Raw genomic sequence first — 19,818 nt, 5'->3', positions numbered from 1 at the left:
GATGTATGAAAATATTCTTTCCACGATTAAGAAGATGGATACCGTGGAGAATATCGGCAAAATTGAGAATATCGTAGGAATGTCTATGGAAGCCTCCGGTACCGGAAAGTCCAGTATCGGAGATATTTGCATGATTTATAGTGATGAGACGGAAAGCCAGGTGGCCGCGGAAGTCGTGGGCTTCAAGGGAGACCGGGTACAGCTTATGACCTATAAGACCTCCGTGGGCATCACATCAGGCGCCTTTGTACGGAATACAAGAAGGCGCCTTCGTGTTCCTGTGGGGGATTTTTTGAAGGGCAGAATCATTGATGCCCAGGGAAATCCCATGGATGGGGGGGAAGCCTTTCCGGAGAGTGATTTCTATACCGTAAACAATTCCTATATGAACCCCTTGGACAGACCGCCTATTCGAGAGAGACTCCACTTCGGGATTAAGGCCATTGACGGCTTAAACACCGTAGGTAAGGGGCAGCGTATCGGCATCTTCGCCGGATCCGGAGTAGGTAAGTCTACCCTGATGGGCATGATTGCCAGAAATGTAAAAACCGACATTAACGTCATCGCCCTTGTGGGAGAGCGTGGACGAGAAATTTTGGAATTCGTGGAAAAGGATATGGGAGAAGAGGGAATGAAGCGTACCGTACTGGTGGTAGCTACCTCTGACCAGCCTGCCATGCTTCGTTTAAAAGCCCCTCTTGTGGCCACAACCATTGCGGAATATTTCCGGGACAGGGGCATGGATGTGCTTTTAATGATGGACTCCTTAACCCGTTTTGCCATGGCTCAAAGAGAGATTGGTCTGGCTACCGGAGAACCTCCTATTGCCAGAGGCTATACTCCCTCGATTTATGCAGAGTTCCCCCGTTTACTGGAGCGGGCGGGCGCCTTTAAGAAGGGCTCCATCACCGGCGTTTATACCGTGCTGGTGGAAGGAGACGACACCAACGAGCCCATTGCGGATACGGTCCGCGGTATCCTGGACGGACATATTGTGCTGTCCCGTGCACTGGCGGCGGAAAACCATTATCCTGCTATCGACATCGGTATGAGCATTTCCCGATTGATGGCAGAGCTGGTATCCCAGGAGCACAAAAAATATGCCAGCAGAATGAGAAATACTCTGGGACTTTACCAAAAAAATGCGGATCTTATCGCTATCGGTGCTTATAAAAAGGGCACGGATCCCAAGCTGGATGAGGCTGTAGACAAGTATCCCGCCATCAATGATTTCTTGATGCAGGGAACAGGAGAAGCATTTTCTTACGAAGATACGGTTATGCAAATGAAGGAAATTACCGATATTGGATAAGGCAATTAAATTTTAAGATGCAGAAAGGCGGGAACCAAATTGAAAAAATTCAAGTACAGTTTGGAAACAGTCTATCAATTTAAGCTTCAAGTCTTAGACAAGGTGAAGGAAGAGTATGCCATTAAGCAGCAGGAAGTTTTGAATCAGCAAAGTCTGATCAATCGCCTTCAGGAAGAGTTGTTTCACTACGAAGAGGAATTTGAGCGGGTGAAGCAGGAAGGCGCTTCCATTGAAACCATTATGATGTATGTCAATGGCATCGAGCGAATGGAAAAACGTATAGGGAAAGAGAAAGATGAGCTTATCCGACGTACCGTTATTGCCGAAGAAAAGAAGAGAGAGGTGATTAAGGCCAACGTAGACACCAATGCCTTCGAGAAACTTAAGGAGAAAAAACTTGAGGAGTATCGTGTTCAAGGACAGAAGGCAGAGGAACAGTTTATCGAGGAATTCGTCTCTCACGCAATGAAGGCATAGGTACAGGAGAGTATATGGCAGAGATGACAATTCAAAAAAGTCAAGCCTTTCCCGTTGGAAAAGACTTAAACAAGGGGAAGTCCTTGGAAGACAACAAAGCTTCCCTTGACTTTAATGCGTTTCTTCGCTCCTCCAAAGAGGATACAGTGAAGAATGAGGGAGACAGAAAAAGCAAATCCCAAGAAAACAGTGAGAAAAAAACAGAACAGAACAGTATAGAAAAAGACCCTAAGGAAGCAAAGCTTCAAAAGGAAGAGAAGAAGACAGAAAAGAAAGAGACAAAGACCGAGGAGAAGGACAGCTTACAGGGAGAAAAGGCGGCAAGCCTGGTTTCCGAAAAGCAGCTTCTTTTCCAAAAAGATCAGTTGATGGCAGACATCAAGATTGCGGTCGAGGAAGGTGCTGTTGAAGCGGTTTCCGACCTTACGGCAGTAGCTGGACCGGTATCCATTCCGCTTACAGAAGAAAGCGCGCTTGTTACCGTTCTTCCTGAAGGAAAGGAAGAAACTCCGGTCTTAGCGGAAAATGCGACAAAAAAGGATTTTTCCGAGTTTATAAAGGAAGATTCCGAGGACGCAACAAAAACTAAGACTGTAGAGCTCAAAGAGGGAGCTTCCGTAGTAGAGGACAAGTCCCTTGTGGAAGCGCCTGAGGAGGAAAATGTTATTCCTTCTCAGCGTTTGGAAGAGAAGCTTTCTCAAAGAGTGGAAGAAAAGAAGTTCGGAAAAGAAGAAAAGCTTGGCTCTGTTTTGGAGCATACCGGACAACATCTTTCCCTACAGGGAAGTCAGGAAAAGCTTTCAGAGCCGGTTAATGCACCGGTTCGGGAAGAAGCCGTGTTACATAGCTCTGAAGCGAAGCTTCCTGAGGATGTGGCGGAGTTCTTATCCAATAAGACGGAACTTCAGCATGGCGAAATCAAGATTGAGTTAGAACCCAGAAATCTTGGACAAATTACCGTAAAAGTCAACTATAGCGGCGGCAAGGCAAACATTGTCATTACCGCGGAAAATCCCAAGACCTTGCATCTTTTACAGACCGGTGCCGAGGATATGGGAAGAATCCTGGAGCAAAAAACAGGAGAACTCACCAAGATTGTGGTACAGGAGGAGCAGCATGCTCCGAGTTTCCATCAGCAGGGACAATCCAATTCCGAAAACAAAGAGGAAGCGGAGCGTCGTCAGAGGGAACAACAGGAACGCGCACAGCAGGACAATGCAGAAGGCTTCCTGCAAAGAATGCGTCTAGGACTAGCCCAATAAGGAGAAGATATGGCAGAAATTCAAGGTGTTTCTTCCGCAACCAGTCCCTATGAAAAGGCGACTTACAGCGCGAAGTCAAATGATAAAAATACATTATCCATCGAGAGCTACTTTAAGCTTTTATCCGCCCAGCTTGCAAACCAGGACATGACCAGTCCTATGGACAACAGCGAGATGATGGCGCAGATGACACAGATGGCCATGGTACAAAGCTTAGGAACCATGACCACCAATATGAAGCAGGAAATGGCTTTGACCAAAACCAGCTATTTGGCAGGTTTAATCGGTAAAGACGTTTCCGCAAAGGTTCCGGAGGCGGAGCAAAAAGCAAACCCCAATGCGCCTAAGGAAAAATCCGGCGTAATTGCTTCCGTAAACCTTACGGGAGATGAACCCAGCTTCCGTTTACAGGGAGATGTTACAGACTATCCTTTGGAAAGTCTTTTGATGGTACGTCAGGCAGGAGCTGCAGCGGCTACTACCACCGGTTCGGCTGTAACAGCACCCGGCTCAAGTACAGGTACAACAGCAGCCGGTGTAAGCACAACAGCAGCCGGCGCAATAAGCTCCACAGGCAGCAGCACAGCCAGCCCTTCCGCAGCAACAGCAGGAAGTGCTACACCGGCAGCTGCAGCTTCTACTGCCGGTGCAAGTACAGCAGGAACAACAGGCAGTGCCTCTACAGCGAGCCCTGCAACAGGCAGCGCTTCGGCATCAAGCACAACAGGAACAGTATCTACAGCCGGAACAGCTACTACAGCAACAACAGGAACAGCAGCTGGCGCCAATCCGGCAGGAAGCTCCGTTCCCCCTGCTGTAGCATCAAGCAGCGCAAGCTCCTCAGAGTTTGGCCCCCATGTGGCTATCCTGGAAAGAGAAGCGGCAGCTCATTCTGCAAGCAATTAAAATTAAAATTTAATTTTTATTTCTTTTATAGATTTGAGAAACTTAGCCGATAATAAGGAGTAAGTTTCAAATGCGCAAAAAGCGCCATTCATTTTTCAAACTCACTAGTTGAGGAAAGGACAAGAATATATGTTAAGAGCAATGGATTCTGCAGTAGCAGGTTTGAGAGCACATCAGAACAAGTTAGACGTTATCGGTAACAACATCGCCAATGTTAACACTTTCGGATTTAAGTCTCAGGGATATAGCTTTAAGGATACAATGTATCAGACATCCAGTACTTCTTCAGGAGGAAAGCAGGAAGCCAGCGGTAATGCCACCATCGGTGGTGCAAACCCCGCTCAGTACGGATACGGTTCCTTAACCGGATCAATTGCCACTGACTTTACTTCCAGTACACCATCCTATGTAGGAGGCTTCAATGCTTCCATCAACGGATCCGGATTCTTTGTAACCAGCGCATCCAATAAGGAAGTTACCCTGGATCCTGCAAATACAAAGACAACAACCGCAGAGATGAAGAAGAACAACTTCGCCTATACCCGTGTTGGTCAGTTCTCTGTAGATGCAAACGGATATATCGTAGATGCAAACCACAACTTCGTATACGGTTTCCAGCCTGACTCTTTGACAGAGCCTACCAAGTACGGAGACGGCGGAAAGAAGCTGGTTGCCCTTCGTGCACCGGCAGCGGACAATACCGGAGCGGTAGCTTTAACTGGTAGCCCTGTGTTCACAGGATTTGCCGCACAGCTGAAGTCCGTAGAAATCGGTGCAGACGGAATTGTTAAGGGAATTATTGATAACAAGACTCCCGGAATCGGTGGAGCACCTGCACAGGTTACATCCACATCCATCGTTTTAGGAAAGGTGGCAGTTGCTTCCTTCCAGAACCAGGAAGGTTTGACCAAGGCAGGAAACAACACCTTTAATGCAGGAGTAGGAGATAACACAGGATACATTTCCGCAACCATGCCCGGTGAGGGTTCCACCCCAACCCTGATGGCAGGATATTTGGAAGCATCCAACGTTGACTTGGCAAAGGAATTCTCTGACATGATTACCACTCAGAGAGGTTTCCAGGCTAACTCCAAGATCATTACCGTATCTGATGAAGTTCTTCAGGAACTGGTAAATATGAAGAGATAAAACATAAGCTAAGGCTTTCCTGAGTTGGAAAACAGAATAGATTGCTTCTGAAAAGAAGAAAAATCCGTTTCCAACAAAGGAAGGCTTCTGCTGTGTAAGTAGACGAAAGGAGGAAATCATGATACGCCTAACAAAATTAAACGGGGAAGAAGTGTTTTTGAATTATTTTCAAATCCTTTACATTCGCCGCATTCCGGAAACCAAGGTAAAGCTGGCAAACGGAGATTTCTATCTGGTAAGAGATAGCGTGGAGTCGATTATTGTACAGGTTCAGGGTTTACTAAGAAAGTGTCTTACTTTTGAGGATAAATTTCATGAGGGAGAAGACGTACATGAAATTAAGGGGAAAGAAAGAGAAGCTTAGGAAGAGCGCATAGGAAGCAAGGAGGCTAGTCAATAAGTATGGACATTTCAATGCTGTTAGGCTGGATTATCGCTATTGCCTTAATCATTAGTGGTATTACCATGCCGAAGTTGGGGAACTTCTGGGATGCACCCAGTGCCCTGATCGTAGTTGGAGGAACAATAGCGGCGTTAATCGCCTGCTACCCATTCCGAATCATTAAGGAAATTCCGAAGCATATCGGAATCTGCTTTCGAGGAGGAAAAAAATATAATGTACCGCAAACCGTGGATGCACTTGTGGATTTGGCTTTGATTGCCAGACAGAGCGGTTTGCTGGCTTTGGAAGAAAAGGCGGAAGAAATCAAGGAGCCCTTCTTTAAACAAGCCGTAGTCATGATTGTAGATGCCAATGATCCGGATAAGGTACGTGCCTCTCTGGAGCATCAGGTAGAAGATATGATGACCAGACATGAAGAAGCGAAAGGTCTTTATGTAAAGGGATCCGCTCTGGCGCCGGCCTTCGGTATGATCGGAACCCTGGTAGGTCTGGTAAACATGTTAAAGGGTATGGACCTTTCCGGTTCCGGTGGCGGAGCCAGTACCCTGGGACAGGACATGGGTGTTGCCTTAATCACCACCTTCTACGGTTCTGCCATGAGTAACGTGCTTTTCCACCCCATTGCCCAGAAGCTAACCATCAAGGACAATGAAGAGGTTCTATACTGCTCCATTATTATCGAAGGTGTTATCGCCATTCAGTCCGGAGATAACCCCAAGGTTATCCGGGAAAGACTTTTGGCTTCCCTTGCCCAGAAGCAGCAGAAGAAGCTTTTGGCTAAGGCCGGAGCGGCAGGCGGAGATGCCGGAGGAGGAGACAAGTAATGAAGAAACGAGGTGGAGGAGACGAAGGTGGATCCTGGATGGACACCTACGGGGACCTGGTTACCCTCTTAATGACCTTCTTCGTGCTTCTTTACTCCATGTCCAGTATTGACTCGGCAAAGTGGGATGTGTTTGTACGTTCCATTTTCCCCAACGGACGCCCGGGAGATAAGTCGGCGGAGCAGATTATTATTAACGGTCAGGCCACCAATAAGGATGAGCCTGCCGGAGAAATAGGAGACAGCGGAGCCCCGGAAAATACGGTAGATCCAAACAATATTAATGAATTGTATCTGCAGATTGCCCAGGCTTTGAATGGGGCAGGTATTGACGGCGTTGAAGTTTCCCGTGGACAAGATTACACCTTTGTGGTATTTAAAGATAAGGCATTTTTTGCCGGAGACAGCTCGGTAATTACTCCACAAGGACAGGAGACTTTATCCATATTTTGTGATACTATAGCACCAGATGCAAACAAGCTGTCTCAGGTTAATGTTATGGGTCATACCGCCCAGGCAGATCCGGAAAGAGCCAATAACCCGAGAAACGATAGAATCTTGTCGGTTATGCGTGCAGCGGAGGTTTGTCTCTTCATTCAGGGAAGAGGAATCATCTCCCCGGATAAGCTGGTCAGCATCGGTTACGGACAGTTCCACCCTATAGCGGATAACGCTACATCGGAGGGAAGAGCCAAGAATCGAAGAGTGGAAATTTTGCTTATTGACGAAGGCGCAGAAATCCGTAATATTAATGAGTACTTCGAGGAGTACTACAGCGGAGCCAATGCGGACAAAACCATCGTTACGGATGGTGTGCCGGAGAATATTCATGCCGAGGAAGCCGGTGCAGCAGCTCCTGCAGAAGGAGCAGCGGCGGCAGAAGCTGCAAATCCGGCAGAGGGAGCTGCTCCCGCCGGAGAAGGAAGTCCCGCAGCCGGGGCGGACAGCGCAGGCGCTGCAGAGGGTGCGGCAAGCACAGGATCCGAGGCAGGCGGCCAACAGGCCATGGCCAAAGAAAAGACACCGCAGGTTGCCGGTGTTTCCCGAGAAATTCCCGGGGAAAAGGAAGAGAACAGTATTGCAGGAAACATCAAAAAAATACTGGGAGACTTCTTGAAAGGACTTGGAGGAAAAGCTAAGTCTTAATCCTTTAGCAGGGCTAAGGGAGTATGAGAAAGGGGTTATGTAAGAAAAGCGCGATTTTCTTACAGTAGGAAGAAGAAGAGGTTATTGAATGGCAGACGTCTTATCCCAAAGCCAAATTGATGCGCTTCTAAAATCCATGCAGGACGGACCACCCAAAGAAGAAAAGGTGGAAGAAAAACCTGCAGAGGTTTTGGAAACAAAGAAAGAAGAAGTGCAGAAGGAAGAAGAAACGTATAGCAAATACGACTTCTACAGTCCGAGAAAGTTCACCAAAGATAAAATTCGATTATTGAGGAGCATCTTCGATAATTATGCAAGAATTTTAACATCTCAGGTGAATGGTATTTTCCGTACCATGACGGACATTACGGTTTTAGAGTTAAGAGAGACAAGATACTACGAATATGTCAATGCCTTCCATGAAAATGACTGTATGACGATAGTAGACACCTATGTGCAGGATAAGGGAAAGAGCAATGTGCCCATGATGAGTTATATCTCACCGGGACTTACCCTGACTCTGGTAAGCCACATGCTGGGAGGAAGCGATACTGTCATTAAGACGGAAGACGATTATCGTTATACCGATGTGGAGATGGCTCTGTACAAGAGAATCATGGAATACATCGTCCATGCCTTGGGAGACGGTTTCAGCAATTACATTACCGCTGAGTTTAAGATTGCAAAGATAGAGACCAACCCCTCCATGGTACAGGAAGTCGGATTGGATGAAACCGTAGTGCTGGCAGTGATGAATGTGGATATTTCCGGTTTAGCCATGGAAAGAATCCGAATCTGTCTTCCCGGAACCCTTCTGGAACACATGTTTAAGATTATTGATAACCGGAAACATCTGGCCAGAGGTTTTGCTTACGAGAATAACCAAGATACCATTATGGAACATTTGAAGGCTTCTACCTTCCCGATGACAGGACAGCTTGGGGTTGTCAAGCTGGACATCGAAGATCTCTATCACCTGAAGGTGGGGGATGTCATCGATCTAAACAAGGCGAAGAATTCCGCTGTAAAGCTCTATGTAGGAAGACAGCCCTGGTTTACCGGAAAGATGGGAGTATATAAGAAAAACATTGCCATTCGGATTGAAGACCGAATCATCCAAAAGGAAGATAAGGCGATGGAAGCGCTTTCCGACGGGGTAGCGAAGGAAGGGGAAACGGAAGAAATTCCGGAAGAAGAAATTTCACCGATGAATGTGATGGCACAAGACATTCAGGATTTACTGGATCCGGAGCCTTCTCTGGATGATGATGAGGAATAAACTGGTCTTAAGGCAGGAAACTGTCATAGAGATATAAAAAAAGCTTAGAATAAGGATAGGAGAAACGAAGATGGCAAAGATTTTGTTAGTAGATGATGCAGCGTTCATGCGAATGATGGTGAAGAACTCCCTTACAAAGGGCGGCTTTGCTGATTGCACCTTCGTGGAAGCACAGGATGGCATGGAAGCAGTAAAGAAGTTTGAAGAAGAGAATCCTGATCTTGTGATCATGGACATTACCATGCCCAACATGGATGGATTGCAGGCTCTGAAGAAGATCAGAGAAGCGCATCCTGATGCGAAGGTTGTAATGTGCACCGCGATGGGACAGGAGAGCATGGTAGTGGATGCAATTAAGTCCGGAGCAAAGGACTTCGTTGTAAAGCCCTTTAATGCAGAGAGAATTACCTCCACCGTTAAGAACATCTTGGGCGGCTAAAAAAGAGTAGGAGCAGAGGAAGAAAATGTCATTTTTAAATTCATTCGATATTAGTGCATCAGGGATGAGCGCTCAGAGAGTCAGAATGGACATTGCGGCAGAGAATATTGCCAATGTGGATACCACCAGAACCGAAGCAGGCGGTGCATACAAGAGAAAAGATGTAGTACTGGAAAGCTTTGGAGAACGCTCCTTCCAGCAGGCCCTTCGAAATGCGCAAAATGGCAAGGGCTTCCGGGGACAGCATGCGGGAGTTCGTGTTCAGGGTGTCATTACCGATGATCGGGAGATGAAGAGGGTGTATAATCCCAATCATCCTGATGCGGATGCGCAGGGCTATGTAAACTACCCCAATGTGGATATTTTGAAGGAGACGGTGGACTCCATGTCTGCCACTCGTTCTTATGAAGCCAATGTTACCGCTTTAAACGCCATGAAAACCATGGCACAAAGAGCGTTGGACATCGGTAAGTAAGAAGGGGCGATAGGAACAGGAAACTGAGAATTAAAGGAGTAAGTTAGATGGGTGCGAATAGCTTCAATGAAATGGAAATCGATGCCATAGGCGAGATTATGAATATCAGCCTTGGGGCGTCAGCAACGGCAATATCCACTCTTCTTGGCACTAAAGTTAATATTACTACTCCTGTTGTGCAGGTGAAAAACAAAGAAAACTTTGAGTTTCGGGAATTAGAGCCGGCAATAGGAGTTGAAATTGCATACGTTCAAGGAATTGATGGCAGAAACATCATGATGTTTTCCCGGAACGACGTTCGTATCATCGTTTCCATGATGATGGGTTCGGAGATTCCGGAAGATGAATTCGTCATGGACGAAATCAACGCCAGTGCGATTCGTGAGGCAATGAACCAGATGATGGGAGCTTCGGCTACCGCTCTTTCTGAGTTCCTGGGAACAACCGTAGATATTTCTACCCCCATTTCTTACGAAATCACCGACGGCGCTGCATTTAAAGACAAGTATTTCGAAGGGGCTGAGGAGAATGTTGTTATCCGATTCACCCTGGAAATCGAAGATAACTTAAAGAGTGAATTCTTGAATATCATGTCTGTGGATTTGGTAAAGAAGCTTTTGAAGCCTTTTACCGCCCAGTTTGGTATGGGAGATGAGGAAGATGATGAGGTGGTTGCCAGTAGTGAGGAAGCTGTATCGCCTCAAGTAGAAGAGCCTGCAGCGGAAGCACCGGCTGCAGAAGCGCCTGCGGCAGAGGAAGCTCCAATGCCTGCAAAGTCCGGTCCTATCGACCAGGCAACGGCGGATGCTTTACTGGCCAGCTTATTGGCAGAGCAAAACGGAGAGGGTTCCTCTGAAGCGGCACCTGCTCCTGCAGCAGAGCCTGCAGCTGCTCCGGAACCGGTAGCGGCAGCACCTGCACAGGTTGCAGAACCGGCTGCACCTGCACCACAGCCTGCAGCGGCTCCACAGCCTGCACCGGCTCAGATGGCTCCCCAGATGATGGCTATGCCTCAGGGTGTGGCTTATCAGGATCCTCTCACCTTGCAGCTTTTAAACCAGATGCAACAGTCTCAGACCCAGATGCTGGAGCTGATTCGGGATATTCAGGGAGGAAAGAATAAGGAAGCGAAATCTTCCGAGCCATCTCTGATTAAACCTTTAAATTCCAGAGAATTCGAGAATGAGGGTGGAGAAGCAGGAGAAAATCCTGACAACAGAGAAATGCTGATGAAGGTACCTTTAGAGATTTCCGTAGAAATCGGAAGGACCAGAAAGCTGGTAAAGGATATCTTGGACTTTACCCAGGGTTCTCTGGTGGTTCTGGACAAGATGGCAGGAGAGCAGGCAGACCTCTACGTAAACGGAGAGTGTATTGCCAGAGGAGACATCGTAGTTGTAGAAGAAAACTTCGGTATTCGTATCACCGAGATTTTGAAGAAAGACATTAATCAGGAGAGCCTATAATGTTTCAACAGGATATCATCTCCCTTGTGTCCGGTTTTTTACTCTTCTGTCTCTTCCTTTTAGGAGCTTGGGCTCTACATCGTTTTATCGGAAAGTACGGAAGAATGTTCCAAAAAAGTCGATACATGCAAGTGGTTGACCATATACAGGTATCTCAGGACAGACAGCTGTTTATCCTTCGTTTAGAGAAGGAGAACCGCTGTCTCCTTGTGGCGTCAGGACCTGAAGGAATGAGACTCATTACCGAATTACAGGAGGACTATGAGGGAGAGAATCCCTTAGGGAACGGAGAAAGCTTTCTTTCCGTATTTCAAAAGGAAGGGGCAAAGCTTTTACAGAAGAAGCTGCAAAGAAAGAATGAAGTAAAGAATGCCGGCGCATGGAATGGGGAAGAGGAGAACGTTTCCGCTTCCGATTTGGATAGTGAGGTATAAGGATGAATGAATTATTGTCAGGATTAAATGGAGGTTCCGTTCCTACCCTGGAACTGATCTACTTATTAACCCTTGTGGCTTTACTGCCTTCTATTGTGATTATGATGACTTCCTTTACCAGAATCATCATCATTTTATCCTTTACCAGAAATGCTATGGGTGTTCAGCAAACGCCTCCCAACATGGTTTTGGCGGGGATTGCTTTCTTTTTGACCCTCTACATCATGAGCCCCACCTTGAACAAAATTAATACGGAGGCTTATGAACCTTATAAGAAGGGGACGGTCACTCAAGAAGAAGCTTTAAATATTATGGGGAAGGATATGAAGGAGTTTATGCTCCGGAATACGGAAAAGGCCACATTGGATCGTTTTGTATCCATGAGTAAGGTGGAGCTGCAAAAGGATCCGAAGGACTATCCATTAACCGTGGTGACTCCCGCATTTATGACTTCGGAGCTGAAAAGAGGCTTTACTGCCGGCTTTTTGATTTATCTGCCCTTCCTCTTAATTGACGTGGTAGTATCCACAACCCTGATGGCTATGGGTATGGTAATGTTACCTCCGGCCATGGTGTCTATGCCCTTTAAGCTTTTGCTTTTTATCACCGTAGATGGATGGAACCTGCTTTTTTCCAGTGTGGTCAACAGTTTCCGATAGGGAAAGGGGAAGAAAATGCTGGATAGTGCGGAAATTTTAGATATTATGAACCAAACCTTTATGCTGTCCCTAAGGATTGCCATGCCCTTCCTTTTGGTGAGCATGATTTTGGGTATCGTGATTGCCATCTTTCAGGCGGCAACCTCCATCAATGAGCAGACCCTGACCTTTGTCCCGAAGCTTATTGCCATTATTATCATGATGACGGTTTTGGGAGGAACCCTCTTAAAGACCATGCAGGATTTCTTTACCATGATTATGAAAATGGTGGCAGGAGGATAATATGCTGGTCTTATTTTCCTTTATTGTCATGCGAATGACAGGAGCCATTGCCTTTAATCCTGTCTTTGGAAGAACGGATTATCCCCGTCGTGCCAGGGCGGCTTTGATTTTCATGCTTTCCGCCATTTGCTATGTGCATATCGGCGGAGAGCTTCAGCATATGCCGGGGAGTATTCTGGAGTATGGCTTTATGCTTTTGAAGGAGCTTTTCGTAGGCTTTTGTCTGGGCTTTGCCATGGAGCTGGCCTTTACCTGCCTGCGCTTTGCCACTTCCATTATGGACTTTTCCATGGGCTTAAACATGGCTCAGGTTTTCGACCCTCAAAGCGGATCCCAGGCTACGGTGAGTACGGGCTTGTTCTATGGCTTTATGATGCTTCTGTTTTTTTCTATGGACGGGCATCTACGTTTTTTAGAACTTTTATTTCAAACCATTGACACCCATCCTTTTGGAGGAATTTCCATAAAGCTTTTATTGATGCCGAAGCTGATGCTTTCCCTCTTTGTGGCTTCCATGAAGATGGGCTTGGAGCTGGCCTTCCCGATTATGGGCTTGGAGCTGATGTCAGAGATTGCTTTGGGAATCCTTATGCGTATTATTCCCCAGATTAACATTTTCGCGGTGAACTTCCAGCTGAAAATCATTCTGGGCTTTTCCATGCTTTACTTCCTTTTGATTCCCATTACGGATAAGATGAAGGACTTTATAGCATTTGCCTTTGAGAGTCTGCATAAGGTCATGGGACTGCTTTAGAAAAAAGTGGAAAAGGGCTCAAAAATTTAAGAATCCGTAAAATAGCAAGAGAAATCGCCAAGTTTAAGCAGAGGAAAAAATAGCCTAAAATCAGAAGAATTGAAATAATGAATATTTTTAATTTTTCTTTTGATTTTTCAGGGGAAAAGCATAAGCTGAATTAAAAAAAACTTAAAAACTAGTGAAATTGCCTATAGACGAATTGAAATGCATTAGCTAAACTCATCAAGATGTAAAAGAATAGGAATACCGGGGAAAGAGAGGGTTAACAGTGGCAGACGGCGACAAGACCGAAGCGCCTTCCGAAAAAAAGCGAAGTGACGCCAGAAAGGAAGGTAATGTTTTTCAAAGTAAAGACATTGTCACTGTAGCGGTTTTATTCGGCGTGTTTTATGCTGTCCGCTTTATGATGCCCTTCATCTATAAGGATTTGAGGAATTTTCTTTCCTATATTTTGGAGCTTTTAGATGAGCCCAGCCCCATTTCCAATAAGCTGTACCTGCGCTTCACCTGGCTTTTTGTGAAGTCTGCCATGCCTTTATTGCTGGTGACGATGTTTTTGGGTGTGATAGCCAGCCTGGTACAGACCAGATTTAACATCAGTTTTAAATTATTAACGCCTAAGTTTTCCAAGCTAAACCCCATGCAGGGCTTAGGTAGGATTTTTTCCAAGAAAAATGTAGTGGAATTATTGAAGAATATTTTGAAGATTATTATTCTCATTAATTTTCTTTATTCCATCATTAAGGCGGATATCATTCCCATTGCCAAGATGGTGCACATGGACATTCAAAATTCCAGTCTGGCTTTGGTGTCCATGATGTTCGACCTGATTACCAGGGTTTGCGGAGTCTTTTTGATTATTGCCCTTTTTGACTTTATGTATCAGAAGTGGGAATATGAAAATAACTTAAAGATGACCAAGCAGGAAGTAAAAGATGAGTACAAGATGCTGGAAGGTAATCCGGAAATCAAGGGAAGAATGAAGCAGCAAATGCGTGCCAGAGCCAACCAGCGAATGATGCAGCAGGTTCCGGACGCGGATGTTATTATTCGAAACCCGGAGCACTTGGCCATTGCCATAAAGTATGATCCGGACAAAAACACCGCTCCGGTGGTTTTGGCGAAGGGACAGGATGAATTGGCCCTTCGAATTGTGGCCGTAGGAGAGGCCAATGGCGTAACTGCCATTGAAAACAAGCCTCTTGCCCGGGCAATGTACCCTCTATGTCATGTGGGCAAAGAAATCCCCGGGGATTTTTACGGGGCTGTAGCGGAAATCTTAGTGTATATCTATCAGAAAGAAAACAGACAGGATATTTTAGAAAGAGCGAAGGAAGATAACAGGGATGGTTAAGAACATTTTGCAAAATGGAGTAGTACTTTTTGTACTGGTTCTCATATTGCTCCTCATTATTCCCCTCCCCGCCATGATGGTTGACGTGGCGATTGTGGTGAATATGGCCATTTCCATGATGATTCTAGTGATTACCATGACGATTCGGGAACCGCTGGAATTGTCTATTTTCCCGTCCTTACTTTTAATTACCACCCTTTTCCGTTTGGGAATCAACGTTTCCACAACCAGAAATATCTTAACCAACGGCGGTTCTTCCGGAGCGATTATTAAGGCCTTCGGAGACTTCGTGGTACGAGGAAACGTGGTAGTAGGTTTAATTATTTACCTGATTATCGTATTGATGCAGTTTATCGTTATTACCAAGGGTGCGGAGCGTGTATCCGAAGTAGCAGCCCGATTCAAGTTGGATGCGATGCCCGGTAAGCAGATGGCCATTGACGCGGATCTTTCCTCCGGTATGATTACGGAGCAGCAGGCCAGAGAGCGAAGAGAGAAGATTCAGAGAGAATCCGACTTCTACGGTTCCATGGACGGTGCTACCAAAATCGTAAAGGGAGACGGTGTCATGTCTCTTATCACCACCGCCATCAATCTGGTGGGAGGAAGTATTATCGGTATCGTCCAGTCCGGACAACCGGTGGCTACCGTGCTTTCTACCTATTCTATTGCTACCGTGGGAGACGGTCTGGTAGGACAGATTCCGTCTTTGCTGATTTCCGTTTCCACCGGTATGATTGTAACCCGTGCAGTATCCGAAGGCTCCTTAAACGAGGACGTTTCCAAGCAGTTCACCCAGCAGCCCCGTTCCATGATGATTACGGGAATTGCCATGGGCGTACTGATGCTGATTCCGGGAATGCCGATTTTACAGATTCTTCCCGTTGCCGGAGGCTTTATTGCGGCAGGCTACTTCCTGGAAAAGAGAATCAAGGAAGAGCCGGAGCGGGCAAGGACGGAAGGAGAAGGTTTGTTACCCAGTATGGAAGCGCCTCCCCAGCCCCAGGAAGCCCAGGGAGAAGCAGCTTCGGCTCCTGCAGAATCCGAGGAGGATTACTTTAAGGATGTTAACAATGTTTACAACCTTCTGCAGGTGGAGCCCATTGAAATGGACTTCGGCTACAGCTTGATTCCCTTGGCGGACGAGTCCGTAGGAGGAAGATTGATTCAGAGAATCGTCATTTTCCGAAGACAGTATGCCCAGGATATCGGCTTTGTAGTGCCCTCCATCCGTCTAAGAGATTCCTCCAGCCTGGGAACCAATGAATACAGCATTAAGATTAAGGGTGAGGAAATCGCCAAGGGTGAAATCCTGACAGATTATGTGCTGGCTCTGGAGCCGGACGACGTGGAGGATGCCATCGACGGTATTGAAACCATTGAGCCGGCCTACGGTATCCCCTCCAAGTGGATTCGACCGGAAAACCGGGAGAGGGCGGAGCTTTACGGCTACACCGTTATTGATCCTCTGTCCGTAATGCTTTCCCACTTGTCGGAGACCATTAAACGGCATGCCTATGAATTGATGACCAGACAGGAAGTGGTTCGTCTGGTGGAAAACTTAAAGAAAACCGCACCGGAGCTTTGTGAAGAAGCCTTTCCGGGAGTCATCAGCTACAACCTTTTACAAAAGGTACTGACTACCCTTTTGCGAGAAGGGGTTTCCATCAAGGACTTGGAAACCATCGTAGAGACCATGTTTGAATGTATCAGCGAAACCGGATTGCCGGTGAAGGATACGGATCAGATTGTGGAAAAGGTTCGTGCTTCTTTAAAGAGAACCATTACCAGAATGTATTGTGAAGACGGTAACATGAAGGTGATTACCCTGGATGCAGGCCTGGAGAGAACCATGGTGAATTCTCTGGCCAGAGGAGAAAACGGCCTTTATCTGGCCTTAAGCCCGGAACTCTTACAGAGTCTGATTCGTCAGGTGGCGGAGGAAAGCAGGAAGTTTAATAATTTATCTAGTCCTCCTTTGATCCTCACCTCCCAGGTGATGCGTATTCATTTCTATCATCTGATAGAGCAGTTCTATCCCAATGTGCGGGTGCTTTCCTTTAATGAGGTAGCCAGCAACGTGCAGATTCAGGCCATCGGAAGCCTTCGTTTGGAGGATGACCTGGAGGAAAAGGGAACCGCTTAATTTAATAAAAAAATTTTTAAAATCTTACTTGAGACTCTACGGAAAAAGACCTACATGCAGGAGTAAGAAAAAGAGTAGAGTACGAAGGGAAAGAGGGGTTGAGATTGAACGTGTTGAATTATTCCCAACTGGAAGAAAAATCAAATGAGGAGCTTTTTGCCCTCTATAAGGAGACCGGCTCCCAAGAGGTCAAGCAGGAGCTTACCATGCGCTACGTTTACATCGTGCGCTCTATTGCTTATCAAATGCGGGAAATGTACCATGATTTCATGCAGACCGATGATATCGTAAACGAAGGCGTAATCGAAATCATGCGGGCTATCGAACGCTATGATGAGAGTAAGGACAATAAGTTCGAGACCTTTATTTCCCGACGTATCCGGGGAATGGTTATTGACATGATGCGGAAAAATGACTGGCTTCCCCGAAATTTCCATAAGGATAGCCGTTCCATTGAAACCGCCACGGTAGAGCTGAACAATCGTCTGGGAAGAGCCCCCACCGATGAGGAGCTGGCAGACTATTTGAATATGAACGTGAAGAAGCTGCAGAAGATTCAGAGAATGAGCAACATGGTCAATGTGCTTTCTCTGGATATGACCTACGATGAGGGAAATGAAACCCTCCTGCAGATTCCTTCCGAGGATCACAGCACCCAACCGGAATTCAGCTTTATGCAGAAGGAAAATGTCCGTGCGCTGACAGAGGCCATTGAATCCTTACAGGAAAAGGAAAAGCTGGTTATTTCCTTATATTATGTGGAAGAATTGAATATGAACCAGATTGCGGAGGTAATGGAAGTATCTCAGCCCCGCGTATCCCAGCTGCATAGCATTGCTATCCGTAAGCTGCGGAAGTATATGGGAGAACATGGAGAGGACTAAGCGTTTGCTTAGTCCTTTTTTGATTTCCCCCTTAATATTTTCCCAAAGCCTGTCGATATAAGAGAGAAGATTAAAGAATCTTGTCTACAGAAAGGAAAAGGAATGTATCAAGGATTCTATGACTTAGCCTCCGGGATGATTACCCAAAGGAGAAATCTAAACAATATCAGTAACAACATGGTGAATATCCAGACCGCCGGATATAAGAAAGACACCATGGTGAGCAGCACCTTTAAAGAAGAAATGATGATTCGGACCGGAAAATATAATAAGAAGGGACCTGAGGATTTGGCGGTGGCTTCCAGAATCAAGTCCGCTTCGAAGACCTATACGGATTATGAGCAGGGTTCCTATGAGCTTACGGACGGAATATACGATACCGCCATTTCCGGAAAGGGATTTTTTGCGGTCAGCACCCCCCAGGGAACCCGTTATACCAGAGGAGGAGCCTTCTCCGTGGATGAAAACGGCGTGTTAGAGCTGGCGGGAATCGGAAAGGTACAGAGTGAGGAAGGTCACGACATCGTGCTTCCCAATGATAACTTTGCCATCGATCCGGACGGTTCCATCTTTGATCCCAACAGTACGGGAAACACCAGAACCGTTTACGGCACCCTGAAGGTAGTGGATTTTGCGGATTATAACGCTTTACATAAGGAGGATAATAACCTCTTTTCCACGAACCAGACGGAGCTTAAAAAGCCGGCTGACAGCAGTATCAACTGGAAAATGCTGGAAAAATCCAATGTAAACATGGTGGATGAAATGACTACCATGATGAGTTCCCAAAGAGCACTGCAAAGTGCGGCACAGATGCTGAGAATGTATGACACGGTAATGGCGAAAGCCAGCTCCGATGTGGGACGAATTTAAATATAAGGAGAAACTAAGATGAATATGTCCTTTTATGTGGGGGCTCTGGGAGCAGATGCCAGCCAAAAGAAGATGGGAGTTATTTCCAACAACCTTGCCAATATCAACAATACCGCTTTTAAGCCGAAAAATGCTATTTTTTCCGACCTGATTAACTATAACTTAAACGATTCTCCGGAAGCAAAGACTGATTTGCAGGCAGAGGCGGGAACTGCGGTGGTTCGTACCAATACGGAGTATAGTCCTGCCGCTTTTCATACTACAGGACAACCTAATGACTATGCTATCGGAAATGCCAATGCTTTCTTTAAATTACAGGATCCGTCCTCCGGGGAGATTACTTATACCAGAAACGGACACTTCCACGCAGGAGAAATGCCGGATGGAAAGTTCTATCTTTTTACAGAGTCCGGAAAGCATGTTTTGGATGAAAACGGAAAGAAGATGCTGGCGGATGACACTGCTTTAAAAGCGATTGAGGCGGCAGGACAGACCGGTGGAAATACGGCGAATGCCAACAATGCCACCGAGGAAGTAAAGCAGAAAATTGGTGTTTATACAATCAACTATCCGAGCCGATTAGTAAATAAGGGCGATAATGAGTTGGCGATTCGTCCGGGAGACCAAAACAACAAAGATTCTGTAATACAGAATCCTATTTTGGAGTCCGGAACACTGGAAAGCTCCGGAACCGATATGGCAAAGGAGATGACCAGACTGATTGAAAGCCAGAGAGCCTTTACTTATGCCTTGAAGATGGTTCAGACCTCCGATGAAGTGGAAGGTACCATCAACCAGCTTAGAGGATAATAGCTAAAGACTTACTCATTCTTTCAAAGCAGAGGAACCAAGGAATGGAAGGAAAGAGAATCCAAAGGAGTGGAGTAAAGAATGAAGATTAATCGTTATGAAGACATGAACCTTCAGGAACTGGATGTGATGAAGGAGATTGGAAGTATAGGAACGGGGCATGCAGCAACGGCCCTTTCCCAATTACTCCAAAAAGAAGTGCGGATTACCATTCCCCAGGTGCAGATTTTGGGCTATAACGGGGCGGTAAAACGAATCGGTGATGAGGAAGAAATCGTAGGAGCCACTCTGGTACAGATGTCCGGAGATTTAAATGGCTTGATGCTTTTCCTCTATGACCGAAACTTTGCCAATACGGTTTTGGAAAAACTGTTGGATAAGAACTACGACAAATTTGCCGAGATGGATTCCATGGCCTTTTCCGCACTGGCGGAGGTGGGAAATATCGTCATTTGCTCCTACATCAACGCCTTCTCGGATTT

The 19,818-nt window shown here is 46.2% G+C and carries 22 protein-coding genes; all 22 read left to right on the top strand.

What is annotated here, in order from left to right; genetic code table 11:
- Position 1: 1 nt before the first annotated feature.
- Complete coding sequence (locus tag RYL27_RS04685; protein WP_308579550.1) at positions 2-1,312, top strand: FliI/YscN family ATPase; 1,311 nt, start codon at positions 2-4, stop codon at positions 1,310-1,312.
- A 39-nt stretch (positions 1,313-1,351) separates the two neighbouring features.
- Positions 1,352-1,789 carry a flagellar export protein FliJ gene (gene fliJ, locus RYL27_RS04680; RefSeq protein ID WP_183682860.1) on the top strand — a complete coding sequence of 146 codons (438 nt, stop codon included), beginning with the start codon at positions 1,352-1,354 and terminating at the stop codon, positions 1,787-1,789.
- Between the two features lie 14 nt (positions 1,790-1,803).
- Positions 1,804-3,051, top strand: coding sequence for a flagellar hook-length control protein FliK (locus RYL27_RS04675; RefSeq protein ID WP_314965575.1), 1,248 nt, complete (start codon positions 1,804-1,806; stop codon positions 3,049-3,051).
- Positions 3,052-3,060: 9 nt separating this feature from the next.
- Positions 3,061-3,957 (top strand): flagellar hook capping FlgD N-terminal domain-containing protein, encoded by an 897-nt coding sequence (locus tag RYL27_RS04670; RefSeq protein WP_314965573.1) that lies wholly within the window; start codon positions 3,061-3,063, stop codon positions 3,955-3,957.
- A 129-nt stretch (positions 3,958-4,086) separates the two neighbouring features.
- A complete protein-coding gene (locus tag RYL27_RS04665; protein ID WP_314965572.1) occupies positions 4,087-5,106 on the top strand; it encodes a flagellar hook-basal body complex protein in 1,020 nt (339 codons plus the stop codon).
- A 118-nt stretch (positions 5,107-5,224) separates the two neighbouring features.
- Positions 5,225-5,470, top strand: a complete 246-nt coding sequence (locus tag RYL27_RS04660) for a flagellar FlbD family protein (RefSeq protein ID WP_314965570.1) — start codon at positions 5,225-5,227, stop codon at positions 5,468-5,470.
- 38 nt (positions 5,471-5,508) lie between these two features.
- A complete protein-coding gene (locus RYL27_RS04655; protein ID WP_304069794.1) occupies positions 5,509-6,333 on the top strand; it encodes a motility protein A in 825 nt (274 codons plus the stop codon).
- Positions 6,333-7,478, top strand: coding sequence for an OmpA/MotB family protein (locus RYL27_RS04650; RefSeq protein WP_314965568.1), 1,146 nt, complete (start codon positions 6,333-6,335; stop codon positions 7,476-7,478). Before RYL27_RS04655 ends, RYL27_RS04650 begins: the two co-directional genes overlap by 1 nt.
- 88 nt (positions 7,479-7,566) lie before the next feature.
- Positions 7,567-8,757 (top strand): flagellar motor switch protein FliM, encoded by a 1,191-nt coding sequence (locus tag RYL27_RS04645; RefSeq protein WP_314965566.1) that lies wholly within the window; start codon positions 7,567-7,569, stop codon positions 8,755-8,757.
- A 70-nt stretch (positions 8,758-8,827) separates the two neighbouring features.
- A complete protein-coding gene (locus RYL27_RS04640; protein ID WP_183682881.1) occupies positions 8,828-9,196 on the top strand; it encodes a response regulator in 369 nt (122 codons plus the stop codon).
- A 25-nt stretch (positions 9,197-9,221) separates the two neighbouring features.
- Positions 9,222-9,671 (top strand): flagellar basal body rod protein FlgC, encoded by a 450-nt coding sequence (gene flgC / locus RYL27_RS04635; protein ID WP_183682884.1) that lies wholly within the window; start codon positions 9,222-9,224, stop codon positions 9,669-9,671.
- A gap of 47 nt (positions 9,672-9,718) precedes the next feature.
- Positions 9,719-11,137, top strand: a complete 1,419-nt coding sequence (fliN, locus tag RYL27_RS04630; protein WP_314965563.1) for a flagellar motor switch protein FliN — start codon at positions 9,719-9,721, stop codon at positions 11,135-11,137.
- Entirely contained in the window at positions 11,137-11,571 is a 435-nt protein-coding gene (locus RYL27_RS04625; protein ID WP_314346282.1) for a flagellar biosynthetic protein FliO, read from the top strand. Before fliN ends, RYL27_RS04625 begins: the two co-directional genes overlap by 1 nt.
- 2 nt (positions 11,572-11,573) lie before the next feature.
- Complete coding sequence (gene fliP / locus RYL27_RS04620; RefSeq protein ID WP_007156865.1) at positions 11,574-12,230, top strand: flagellar type III secretion system pore protein FliP; 657 nt, start codon at positions 11,574-11,576, stop codon at positions 12,228-12,230.
- Positions 12,231-12,245: 15 nt separating this feature from the next.
- Positions 12,246-12,512: a flagellar biosynthetic protein FliQ gene (locus RYL27_RS04615; protein WP_183682896.1), complete on the top strand. Its 267-nt coding sequence runs from the start codon at positions 12,246-12,248 to the stop codon at positions 12,510-12,512.
- Position 12,513: 1 nt separating this feature from the next.
- Positions 12,514-13,266, top strand: a complete 753-nt coding sequence (locus RYL27_RS04610) for a flagellar biosynthetic protein FliR (protein ID WP_314965560.1) — start codon at positions 12,514-12,516, stop codon at positions 13,264-13,266.
- 271 nt (positions 13,267-13,537) lie between these two features.
- Positions 13,538-14,623, top strand: coding sequence for a flagellar biosynthesis protein FlhB (gene flhB / locus RYL27_RS04605; protein WP_183682902.1), 1,086 nt, complete (start codon positions 13,538-13,540; stop codon positions 14,621-14,623).
- Complete coding sequence (gene flhA, locus RYL27_RS04600) at positions 14,616-16,769, top strand: flagellar biosynthesis protein FlhA (protein ID WP_314669325.1); 2,154 nt, start codon at positions 14,616-14,618, stop codon at positions 16,767-16,769. The genes flhB and flhA overlap by 8 nt, the downstream gene beginning before the upstream one ends.
- Positions 16,770-16,873: 104 nt before the next feature.
- Positions 16,874-17,653 carry a sigma-70 family RNA polymerase sigma factor gene (locus tag RYL27_RS04595; RefSeq protein WP_007156860.1) on the top strand — a complete coding sequence of 260 codons (780 nt, stop codon included), beginning with the start codon at positions 16,874-16,876 and terminating at the stop codon, positions 17,651-17,653.
- 102 nt (positions 17,654-17,755) lie between these two features.
- The gene (locus RYL27_RS04590) at positions 17,756-18,526 is read left to right on the top strand and encodes a flagellar hook-basal body protein (RefSeq protein WP_314965558.1); all 771 of its coding nucleotides are present in this window, start codon (positions 17,756-17,758) and stop codon (positions 18,524-18,526) included.
- An 18-nt stretch (positions 18,527-18,544) separates the two neighbouring features.
- Entirely contained in the window at positions 18,545-19,336 is a 792-nt protein-coding gene (locus RYL27_RS04585; RefSeq protein ID WP_007156853.1) for a flagellar hook-basal body protein, read from the top strand.
- An 81-nt stretch (positions 19,337-19,417) separates the two neighbouring features.
- On the top strand, positions 19,418-19,818 hold a 401-nt coding region (locus RYL27_RS04580; RefSeq protein WP_314965557.1), incomplete at its 3' end, for a chemotaxis protein CheC.

It is taken from the genome of Oribacterium sinus (assembly GCF_963537195.1).
GTDB classification, from domain to species: Bacteria; Bacillota; Clostridia; order Lachnospirales; family Lachnospiraceae; genus Oribacterium; species Oribacterium sinus_A.
This window is presented reverse-complemented; position numbering and strand designations above follow the sequence as displayed.